At 72.7% G+C, this 11046-nt stretch carries 8 protein-coding genes; 6 read left to right on the forward strand and 2 right to left on the reverse strand.

What is annotated here, in order from left to right:
* Nucleotides 1-2 precede the first annotated feature (2 nt).
* The 6 genes from ABD998_RS15780 (at nucleotide 3) to ABD998_RS15805 (ending at nucleotide 9040) form a co-directional block, all read left to right on the forward strand.
* Nucleotides 3-2348: a glycoside hydrolase family 2 TIM barrel-domain containing protein gene (locus ABD998_RS15780; protein WP_345441287.1), complete on the forward strand. Its 2346-nt coding sequence runs from the start codon at nucleotides 3-5 to the stop codon at nucleotides 2346-2348.
* An 88-nt stretch (nucleotides 2349-2436) separates the two neighbouring features.
* Complete coding sequence (locus ABD998_RS15785; RefSeq protein ID WP_345441290.1) at nucleotides 2437-3663, forward strand: ROK family protein; 1227 nt, start codon at nucleotides 2437-2439, stop codon at nucleotides 3661-3663.
* Between the two features lie 78 nt (nucleotides 3664-3741).
* Nucleotides 3742-5469, forward strand: a complete 1728-nt coding sequence (locus ABD998_RS15790) for an ABC transporter ATP-binding protein (protein WP_345441294.1) — start codon at nucleotides 3742-3744, stop codon at nucleotides 5467-5469.
* Nucleotides 5466-7502, forward strand: a complete 2037-nt coding sequence (locus tag ABD998_RS15795) for an ABC transporter ATP-binding protein (protein ID WP_345441296.1) — start codon at nucleotides 5466-5468, stop codon at nucleotides 7500-7502. The genes ABD998_RS15790 and ABD998_RS15795 overlap by 4 nt, the downstream gene beginning before the upstream one ends.
* Nucleotides 7499-8098: a DNA-3-methyladenine glycosylase I gene (locus tag ABD998_RS15800; RefSeq protein ID WP_345441299.1), complete on the forward strand. Its 600-nt coding sequence runs from the start codon at nucleotides 7499-7501 to the stop codon at nucleotides 8096-8098. Before ABD998_RS15795 ends, ABD998_RS15800 begins: the two co-directional genes overlap by 4 nt.
* A 9-nt stretch (nucleotides 8099-8107) precedes the next feature.
* Entirely contained in the window at nucleotides 8108-9040 is a 933-nt protein-coding gene (locus ABD998_RS15805; RefSeq protein ID WP_345441302.1) for an aminotransferase class IV, read from the forward strand.
* On the opposite strand, the gene ABD998_RS15810 is transcribed toward ABD998_RS15805, so the two are convergent.
* Together ABD998_RS15810 and ABD998_RS15815 are read right to left on the reverse strand one after the other, a co-directional pair.
* Nucleotides 9041-10036 (reverse strand): nuclease-related domain-containing protein, encoded by a 996-nt coding sequence (locus tag ABD998_RS15810; protein WP_345441305.1) that lies wholly within the window; start codon nucleotides 10034-10036, stop codon nucleotides 9041-9043.
* A gap of 68 nt (nucleotides 10037-10104) precedes the next feature.
* Nucleotides 10105-11001: a LysR family transcriptional regulator gene (locus ABD998_RS15815; protein WP_345441308.1), complete on the reverse strand. Its 897-nt coding sequence runs from the start codon at nucleotides 10999-11001 to the stop codon at nucleotides 10105-10107.
* Nucleotides 11002-11046: the final 45 nt, after the last annotated feature.

Raw genomic sequence — 11046 nt, forward strand, 5'->3', positions numbered from 1 at the left:
CGGTGCGCGCGATCGACCTCGTCACCTGGGCCTTCCATCACGGCGACGAGCCAGACGCGTGGAAGACGGGGTTCGACGACGCCGCCTGGCGCCGGGTCGAGGTGCCGCACGACTGGAGCATCGAGCAGCCGTTCGCCGAGGCGCACTCGAGCGGCACCGGCTACCTCCCCGGCGGGGTCGGCTGGTACCGCGCCCGCATACCGCTCCCGGACGCCGCGCACCTGCGTCTCGTGTTCCACGGGGTCTACAAGAACGCGCGTGTGTGGGTGAACGGGTACCACCTCGGCGGGCGCGCGTCGGGTCACGCCGAGTTCTCGTTCGACCTCACCGAGATCGCGGCCTACGCCGCCGTGCCCGACCTCGTCGTGGCCGTGCGCGTCGACCACTCCGACATCTCCGACTCGCGCTGGTACAACGGCTCCGGCCTCACACGCGCGGTGGAGCTGCAGCTGCACCGCGCCGTGCGCCTGCGCCATCGCGGCACCGCGTTCGCGACGCTCGCCGCCGACGACCGGATGGCGCGCGTGCGGGTCGCGCACGCGGTCGAGGGCGACGTCGAGGCCGACGTCGTCGTCCGCTCGACGCTGAGGTCGCTCCGCGACGGCCGCGTCGTCGACCTCGGAGAGGCGACCACGGCCATCCGCCCCGGAACGCCGACCGAGGTCGTGCTCGAGGCGGACGTGCCGGATCCCGCGCTGTGGTCGGAGAGCGCCCCGAGCCTGCACTCTCTCGAGACCACGCTGACGCCGGCGGACGGCGAGCCGGCACGGTACGAGGAGGTCGTCGGCATCCGCACCCTCCGCTTCGACGCCGATACCGGGTTCTCGCTCGGCGGCGTGCCGACGACCCTCCGCGGCGTGTGCCTGCACGAGGATGCCGGCCCGTTCGGGACCGCCGTGCCCGCCGCGGTCTGGCTGCGGCGCCTCCTCGCCCTGCGGCGCCTCGGGGCGAACGCCGTGCGGATGGCCCACAACCCGCACGCGCAGGAGCTGTACTCCCTGTGCGACGCGCTGGGGATGCTCGTCGTCGACGAGGCGTTCGACGAGTGGGAGAACCCGAAGAACAAGTGGTGGCAGGGGCACAATGTCTACCCGCCGCGGCACGAGGGCGCGGCGGAGCACTTCCCGCAGACCCACGAGGACGACCTGCGCGCCATGATCGCGGCGCATCGCCGCCATCCGTCCGTCATCGCGTGGAGCATCGGCAACGAGATCGACTACCCGAACGACCCGTATGCGAGCCCGCTGTTCGATGAGATGACGGGCAACAACGACGCGTCGAAGCCCGTCGCCGAGCGGGTCTACGACCCCACCCGCCCCGACATCCGACGGCTCTCGACCATCGCCCGCCGGCTCGCCGGCATCGCGCGCGACGAGGACCCGACGCGCCCCGTCACCCTGGCGGCGGCGTTCCCCGAGCTCTCCAGCCGCACGGGGCTCCTCGACGCGATCGACGTGGCGGGCTACAACTACAAGGAGCATCTCTACCGCGACGACCACGAGCGCTTCCCGCGGCTCCCCCTGCTCGGCAGCGAGAACGGCCACGGATACCGCCAGTGGCGGGCCGTCGTCGACGACGCCTTCGTCGCCGGGCAGTTCCTCTGGACGGGGATCGACTACCTCGGCGAGGCGCGCGGATGGCCCGTGCACGGCTCGGGGGCGGGGCTCCTCACCCTCGCGGGCTTCGAGAAGCCCACGGCGGCGCTGCGACGCAGCTGGTGGTCCGACGAGCCGGTGGCGGCGCTCGCCACGAGGCCGCACGCGCCGGGCGAGCAGACGACGTTCTGGACGCATCCCGTCTCGCGCGCGTGGGAGGGCGAGGGGCCGCACGAGGTGCTGTGCTTCTCGAACGGGGAGCCGCGGCTCACGCGCGGCGGCGCGGACGTGCCGCTGCGACGCGACGACGAGGAGGGGTACTGGACGGCGGTCGTCGAGCCAGGCGAGCCGATCGTCCTCGAGACGCTCGCGGACGGCGCCGTCGTCGCCCGCGACGAGCTGCGGGCGCGCGGCGACGCCGTGCGCCTCGATGCCGCGGTGTGGCGCGCGCCCGACGAGGTCGCGGCGGCGTGCCGTGCGGCGGGCGTCGGCCTCGACGGCGTCCACCAGATCGAGGTGACGCTGCGCGACGCCTCCGGGGGTCCCGCGCGCGGCGAGCGGATGGTCGCGGCGCGCGTCGACGGCGGCCGGCTCGTCGGGCTCGAGAACGGCGACCTCGCCGACCCGACGCCGTACAGCGCGGTCTCCCGCCGGACGCTCGACGGCCGCCTCGCCGTGTTCGTGCGCGCGGACGGGCCGGGGCGGGTGGTGCTCTCGGCCCCCGGCCTCGACGACGTCGAGGTGGCGTGGTGACGGCCGCCGGGGGGCGCCCTGGCTCCCGGTCGCGCCGAGGCGACCGGGTGACATACTGGTCGGGTCCGCAGCGGGGTCGGGAGTGAGCATGGTGGTGGCCAGACGCACCTCGCGCGACATCCGCAGCGAGTCCCGGCTCGACGTGCTCCACGCCGTGCTGTCGGCCGGCGAGACGACGCGCGGCGCGGTCGCCGCCTCGACGGGGCTGAGCGCCGCGACCGTCGCGACCGTCGTCGGCGAGCTCATCGTCGAGGGCATCCTCGTCGAGACGAAGACGACGGCGGGGCGCATCGGCCGCCCCACGGCGACGATCGCCATGAGCGCCGAGCGCGGCCGTGTCGTCGGCGTGGACGTGGCGGAGACCTATGTGCGCGCCGTGCTGTTCGACACCGCTCTCGCCCAGCTCGCCGCCGTCGAGCTCGCGCGCGACGAGCACGACCTCGACCCCGACTCGGTCGTCGACGCCATCGGGCGGGCCATCGACCGGCTGCTCGCCCAGGAGCGCGTCTCGCGCGGCGCCGTCCTCGGCGTCGGCGTCGCGCTCCCCGGTCTCGTGCAGGGCGATACGGGCGTCTCGGTCGTCGTGCCGAACTGGTCCTGGCACACGGTCGAGCTGGACCGGCTGCGCGAGCGCGTCGGGCTGCCGCTCGTCGTCGACAACCCGCTCAAGGTCATCGCGACGGCGGAGCTGTGGCTCGGCCGCGGCCGCTCGCACACGAGCCTCGTGACCGTGAACCTCGGGACGGGCGTCGGAGCGGGGATCGTGCTCGAGGGCAGCATCCTGCGCGGAGCGACGAACTCGGCGGGGGAGTGGGGGCACTCGCTGCTCGTGCTCGACGGGCGCCGCTGCCGGTGCGGGCGCGACGGCTGCGTGGAGGCGTACGTGGGCGTCCCCGGCATCCAGCAGACGCTGCGCGAGATCGCCCCCGAGCACGCGCTCCTCGCGCTCGACCTGCAGCGCGACTTCATCATCGGGATGGCCGAGAAGGCGGACGAGGGCGACGCGGCCGTCTCCGAGGCGATCGACCGCACGGCGTACTACCTCGGCTCGGCGCTCGCCGACCTCGTGGCGGTCGTGAACCCCGAGATCGTCACCCTGACGGGGTGGACCGTGTGGCGGCTCGGCGAGCACCTGCTGCCTGCGACGCGAGAGCGGCTGCTCTCGCAGTCTCCCGGCGGATCGGCCCAGGGGCTCGAGATCGTCGTGTCCGACGTGGGGACCAGCTCGGTCGCGACGGGCGTCGCGACGATCGCGCTCGAGCGCTTCCTCGCCGACGCCGGCCTCCTCACGACGCGCATCCCCATCGCGCTCTGACGCCGCATCCCGCTCCCCTCGGCGGATCTCCCTCCGCGGGGGGATGAGATTGTCGGCGGTCGGTGGCATCCTTTCCTGGTGCTTCTCAAGCTGCTCATCCGCTACCTCGGGCGATACCGATGGCTCCTGGTCGGCGTCCTCGTCTTCCAGCTCGGCTCCGCGCTCGCGGCGCTGTACCTCCCCACGCTCAACGCCGACATCATCGACGAGGGCGTCGCCGCCGGCGACACCGGCTACATCGTGCGCACGGGCCTGTTCATGCTCGCCGTGTCGCTCGGCCAGATCCTCTCCTCCATCGTCGCGACGTTCTGCGCGGCGCGCGCCGCCATGAGCGCGGGGCGCGACATCCGCCGCGACGTCTTCGCGAAGGTGAGCGGCTTCTCCGAGCGCGAGGTGTCGCAGTTCGGAGCCGGGTCGCTCATCACGCGCAACACGAACGACGTGCAGCAGATCCAGATGGTGTCGATGATGAGCGCCACGATGCTCGTGCAGGCGCCCATGCTCGCGATCGGCGGCATCATCATGGCCCTCCGCCAGGACGTCGGCCTGAGCTGGATCCTCGCCGTCTCCATCCCGACCCTGCTCATCGTCGCAGCGCTCATCATCGGGCGGATGGTCCCGCTCTTCCGCGCCTATCAGAAGAAGCTCGACGGCGTGAACCGCGTCATGCGCGAGCAGCTCACGGGCGTGCGAGTCGTGCGGGCCTTCGTGCGCGAGGCGATCGAGGAGGAGCGCTTCCGCGCCGCCAATGCCGACATCATGGTCGTCGGACGCAAGGTCGGGTCGCTCTTCGTCCTGCTCTTCCCGCTCGTCATGCTCGTGCTCAACGTCACGATCGTCGCCGTGGTCTGGTTCGGCGGCATCCAGGTGAACGACGGCGAGACCCAGATCGGCACGCTCTTCGCCTTCATGCAGTACGTCGGCCAGATCCTCGGCGGCGTCATGATGGCGAGCTTCATGACGATCATGATCCCGCGCGCCGCCGTCTCCGCCGACCGCGTCGGCGAGGTCCTCGACAGCGAGACGGCCCTCCACCGCCCCGACAAGCCGGTGACGGAGTTCCCGCGTCGCGGGGCCGTGCGGTTCCACAACGTCGCCTTCACCTACCCGGGCGCGCAGTCGCCCGTGCTCGAGGGCATCAGCTTCCACGCCGAACCCGGAGAGACGGTCGCGGTCATCGGCTCGACGGGAGCCGGCAAGACGACGCTCGTCTCGCTCATCCCGCGCCTGTTCGACGCGACGGCGGGCGAGGTGCAGGTGCAGGGCGTCGACGTGCGCGCGGCCGACCTCGACCGGCTGTGGAGCGGCATCGGCCTCGTCCCGCAGCGTCCGTTCCTCTTCAACGGCACCGTCGCGAGCAACCTCCGGTTCGGCCGCGAGGACGCCACCGACGAGGAGCTCTGGAAGGCGCTCGAGATCGCGCAGGCGAAGGACTTCGTCGCCGAGATGTCCGGCGGTCTCGACGCGCGCATCGCGCAGGGCGGCACGAACGTCTCGGGCGGCCAGCGCCAGCGTCTCTCGATCGCGCGCGCCATCGTGCACGAGCCCGACATCCTCGTGTTCGACGACTCGTTCTCGGCGCTCGACCTCACGACCGACGCGCGCCTCCGGCAGGCGCTCTGGCGCGAGCTCCCCCACGTCACGAAGATCGTCGTCGCGCAGCGCGTCTCGACGATCACCGACGCCGACCGCATCGTCGTGCTCGACGACGGCCGGATGGTCGGCGCGGGCACGCACGACGAGCTGCTCGCCTCCAGCACCACCTACCGCGAGATCGTGCAGTCGCAGCTGGGAGTCGAGGCATGAGCGAGAAGCAGACGCAGGCCGAGCTCGACGAGCAGCGCGAGCTCGAGCTGGCAGAGCAGGCGCGGCAGTCCTCCGGCGACTGGGACTCGGTCGCGCCCGGCAAGGCGGCCGACTTCGGGAAGAGCTTCGGCCGGTTCATCGGGCTGCTGCGCCCGCACGCCTGGGTGTTCGGCCTCGTGTCGCTGCTGGGGGCGATCGGGGTCGTCCTCGCCGTCATCGCCCCCAAGGTGCTCGGCGAGGCGACGAACATCGTCTTCGAGGGGGTGCTGTCGCTGACCCTGGCGGGGCAGTTCCCGTCCGGCACGTCGCAGGACGAGGTCGTCGCGGCGCTGCAGGCCGCCGGACAGACCGACCTCGCGAACGTCGTGGGCGCGATGTCGCGGTTCGAGATCGGGGCGGGCGTCGACTTCGACGCGCTCCGCGTCGTCATCGCCTGGGCGCTCGCGATCTACGTCGCCTCATCTGTCCTGCAGTGGATCCAGGGCTACGTCATCAACGTCATCATGGTCCGCACCATGTTCCGCCTGCGCGAGCAGGTGGAGCAGAAGATCAACCGGCTGCCGCTGGCGTACTTCGACAAGGTGCAGCGCGGCGAGCTCATCTCGCGCGTGACGAACGACATCGACAACATGACGCAGACGCTGCAGCAGTCGCTGTCGGGGGCGCTCACCTCGCTCCTCACGGTGGTCGGCGTGCTCATCATGATGTTCTCGATCTCGTGGCAGCTCGCGCTCGTCGCCCTCGTAGCGCTGCCGCTCATCGCGTTCGTCATGCTCGGCATCGGCCCGCAGTCGCAGAAGGCGTTCCAGACGCAGTGGCGCAAGGTCGGCCGCCTCAACGCCCGCGTCGAGGAGTCGTTCTCCGGCCACGCGCTCGTGAAGGTCTTCGGTCGCGAGAAGGCCATGAGCGAGGCGTTCCAGGAGGAGAACGAGGAGCTCTACCAGGCGGCCTTCAAGGCGCAGTTCCTCTCCGGGATCATGATGCCGAGCATGCAGTTCATCGGCTCGCTGACCTACGTCGGCATCGCCGTGCTGGGCGGCGTCATGGTCGCGAGCGGACAGCTCCGCATCGGCGACGTGCAGGCGTTCGTGCAGTACTCGCAGCAGTTCACCCAGCCGCTGACGGAGCTCGGCGGCATGCTGCCGGTCGTCCAGTCGGGAACGGCATCGGCCGAGCGCGTCTTCGACCTGCTCGACCAGGACGAGCAGGAGCCCGACGACGACGACGCGCCCGCCGTGCCGGACGGCCGCGGCGTCATCGAGTTCCGGAACGTCGCGTTCTCGTACACTCCGGACAAGCCGCTCATCCGCGACCTGTCGTTCCGCGTCGAACCGGGGCAGACGGTCGCCATCGTGGGCCCCACGGGCGCCGGGAAGACGACCCTCGTCAACCTCGTGATGCGGTTCTACGAGCTCGACGGCGGCGCCATCCTGCTCGACGGGCAGGACATCGCCGACCTCACCCGCGCCGACGTCCGATCGCGCACCGGCATGGTGCTGCAGGATCCGTGGCTGTTCGCCGGCACGATCCGCGACAACATCCGGTACGGCCGGGAAGCGGCGACCGACGACGAGATCGTCGCGGCGGCCAAGGCCACCTATGTCGACCGCTTCGTGCACTCCCTCCCCGACGGCTACGACACCGTGCTCGACGAGGACGCCGCGAACGTCTCGGCGGGGGAGCGCCAGCTCATCACGATCGCGCGCGCGTTCGTTCGGCGGCCGAGCGTGCTCATCCTCGACGAGGCCACGAGCTCGGTCGACACCCGCACGGAGCTGCTGCTGCAGCACGCCATGGCTGCTCTCCGCGAGGGGCGCACGTCGTTCGTCATCGCGCACCGCCTGTCGACCATCCGCGACGCCGACCTCATCCTCGTGATGGAGCACGGCGACATCGTCGAGCAGGGCACGCACGACGAGCTCATCCGCCGCGAAGGCGCCTACTGGCGGCTCTACCGCTCGCAGTTCGAGCACGCCGTGGTCGACCTCGACGACGAGCAGCCGTCCGGCGAGCCGGTCGAGGAGGGCGCGTGAGCGATCTCGTCGTCGGCGCGGACGGGCTCGCCCGTCCGCGCTGGGCGGCGGGCGACGAGCTGCTGCGGGCGTACTACGACGCGGAGTGGGGGATGCCCGTCCGCGATGAGAGGGGCCTGTTCGAGCGGCTGAGCCTGGAGGCCTTCCAGTCGGGGCTCTCGTGGGCGATCATCCTGCGGAAGCGGCCGGGGTTCCGCGCCGCCTTCGCGGGGTTCGATCCCGACGTCGTCGCCGGGTTCGACGAGGCCGATGTCGAGCGGCTGCTGGCCGATGCCGCGATCGTGCGCAACCGGGCGAAGATCCTCGCCACGATCGGCAACGCGCGCGCCACGGTCGCCCTCCGCGAGGAGGGCGGTCTCGTCGACCTCGTCTGGGCGCACCGGCCGCTGCAGACGCCGGAGCCCCGCGCATTCGCCGACATCCCCACGACCTCCGAGCAGTCGGTCGCGCTGTCGACCGCGCTCAAGAAGCGCGGCTTCCGCTTCGTCGGGCCGACGACGATGTTCGCGCTCATGGAGGCCGTCGGAATCGTCGACACGCACCTCGTCGGCAGCCACCGCCGCGGCACGAGCGGCGTCTGGCCGGCGCCGCGCTAGCCTCACTGCATGACCGACTTCGGGGTGTTCTTCGGCCGCGCCGACCAGCTGCTCGACCCCGGGTTCCGGGGCGAGCCCGACATCCGCTCCGTCGAGCCCGCCTCCGCCACCGTCCCCGTCTTCGACCTCGGGCTGCTGCGCGGCGACGGGGTCTTCGAGGCGACGACGATCGTCGACGACGTGCCGCTCGCCTGGCACCTGCACGTGCGGCGGCTCGCGCAGTCCGCCGCCGCCCTCGACCTGCCCGCGCCGAACCTGCCGGCCGTGGAGGCGTTCGTGCACGCGGCCATCCGCCTCATGGGGCCGACGGCCCACGCGCACCTGAAGCTCGTCATCACGCGCGGCGCCGACGCGACCCTGTCGGCCGTGTCGGTGCCCACCGAGCCGACGGTCTTCGCGATCGTCGACCCCGCGTTCGGCCGCAAGTCGCCGGAGATCGCGATCGCGACGCTCGAGCGCGAGCTGCTGCGCGACTCCGCGCAGCGCGCCCCGTGGCTGCTCCTCGGTGCGAAGACGCTCTCGTACGCGGCGAACATGGCCGCGCGGCGCGAGTTCGAGCGCAGGGGCGCGCAGAACGCGGTGTTCGTCACCCGCGACGGCTACGTGCTCGAGGGCCCGCAGGCGTCCGTGGCCCTCCGCGAGGGCGACCGCGTCGTCACGCCGCATCCCCGCATCGGCATCCTGCACGGCACGACGCAGATCGAGCTGTTCGCCTGGGCGGCCCTCTCCGGGCTCGAGATCGGCTACGAGGACATCGCCGTCGAGAGACTGCTGTCGGCCGACCGGGTGTGGATGATGGGCGCCTCGTTCGTGCAGTCCGTGACGGCCGTCGACGGCCGCCCGATCGCCCACGACCTCGCGGACGCCGACGTCGTGAACGCCTTCATGCAGACCGAGCGCGCGGCGATCGACGCCTGGACGCGCGCGCACGTCCCCGGCTGATCAGCCCCCGAAGCGGGCGGCGTCCGCGCCCAGCGCGAGGAGCGCCTCGCGGACGGCGTCATTCTCGGCGCGCACGTCCGCACCGCCCGGTCGCTCGGTCAGCGCGCGCAGAGCGTCGTCGAGCTCGCCCTCGCTCGCCGCGACGCGCGTGCGGGCGCCGCCGTGCGCGCCGTCGATCGCCCGCACGTGCGGGTCGGCGTCGGGGTGCGAGTAGAACACGACCGTGTCGAACCACAGCGAACGGCCCGTCTCCTGCGCGACGAACGCCGACAGGCGCCTGGCCTGCTCGCGGGCCTGCTGGCTGGGAGACGCGGCCCCGAGCTTCGTGCGCACCGTGACGAGCTGCGGCGTGGCGGGGTCGCGCACGAGCTGCACGGCGAAGCTGCGTGTCTGTCCGCGCTCGTCGACGAGCGCCTCCTCGTCGACGAGGTGCCCCAGCGCGGGGTGCACCGTGGAGGGCAGCACGCCGTCGAACACCACGCCCTGCCAGCGCTTGTGCTCGATGACGACGCGCCCCGCGTCGGTCAGCAGCACGTGGTCGACCTGCGCGACGAACCGCCGCGTGTCCTGCGCGTCGGCGGGCTCGAAGACGATGTTCGTGAGCAGCTCGCCCTCCAGGCCGAGCCGCGCGCACGCCTGCAGGATGAGGCGGCGCGAGATCGCCTCATAGCGCAGGCCCTTCGCGATCTCCTCGCGGCTCGCGCGTGCGGAGGCGCGCGCATCCGCCATGGCGCCCTGCATGCGCGCGATCTCGCGGTCGCGCTCCTCGGAGATCTCGGCGACCTGCACGCGGTGCGCGTCGGCGAGCGAGGACACCTCCTCCTCGTGGCTGCGGTCGCGCTCGGCCACGCGCGTCGCGCTCGCGACCTCGAGCTCCGCGATCCGACGGCGCGCGCCGGAGCGCCCTCTGGCCATCCCGACGATCAGCACGACGACGAGCACGAGCAGGACGGCGCATGCCGCCGCCGCGATCCAGAGCCACTGCTGCGTATCCACCCGTCCACCCCACCACATCGCACGGCCATCCGCCGCACGCCGACGCGGTGTGCCGCGCGAGGGCCCGCTCAGGTGCCGCGCAGGGCGCCGAAGGCCTCCGCGAGCACGCGCCGTGCCGCGCGCACCCCCGGCAGCCCCGCCGCCGATGCGCGCGCCGAGGTGAAGATCTCTCGATGCGGCGCGCCGGGCAGGTCGACGAGGCGGGGCGCCGCCTCGTCTGCGGCGACGGCGAGCCCCGGGACCAGCCCGACCGCATGCCCGGCGGCGATGAGCCGCAGGTGCGCGGAGAGGTCGGTGGCCTCGTGGCGGATGTCCGGCTCGAACCCGGCCGCGCGGCACTGCTGCACGGCCCAGTCGCGAGCCGCCGTGCCGACGGGCTCCATGACCCACGGGGCGTCGCGCACGTCGGCGAGCGACGAGGCGGGGGAGCCGGGGGCGACGGCGAGGCGGATGGGGTCGCGGCCGAGCAGCTCCCGGTCCAGAGCGGGCGGGCGCGGGCGCGTGCGACCGGGGTACTGCTCCGCCATCACGAGGTCGAGGCCGCCCGCCTCGACCTCCGCCAGGCCCTGCTCCGGCGGGATGACGGCGACCTCGACACGCAGGGCCGGCAGCTCGGCGGCGAGTGCCGACAGCATCGTGGGGACGATCGTGCGCGTCGCCGACTGCAGCGCCGCGATGCGCAGCGGCGTGAGCTCCGCGCCGAGCTGTGCGAGGGACCCCTCCACCCGCTCCTGCGCCGCGAGCTGCGCGGCCGCGTGCCGCGCGACCGTCTCGCCCGCGGCGGTCAGCCGGACGCCCCTGCCGTCGGGCTCGAGGAGGGGCACGCCGACCTCGCGTTCGAGCTGCTGCAGCCGGTGCGAGACGGTCGACGGGCTGTACGACAGCGCGGATGCGACGGCGGCGATCGTGCCGCGCAGCCGCAGCTCGTGCAGGAGCTGCAGGCTGCGGCCGCTCCAGGGGATCATTCATCGATGATATCGCCGAGTCAGCGGCGGGAATCATCGCTTTTC

This window comes from Microbacterium gilvum (genome assembly GCF_039543865.1).
In the GTDB taxonomy this organism is placed as follows: domain Bacteria; phylum Actinomycetota; class Actinomycetes; order Actinomycetales; family Microbacteriaceae; genus Microbacterium; species Microbacterium gilvum.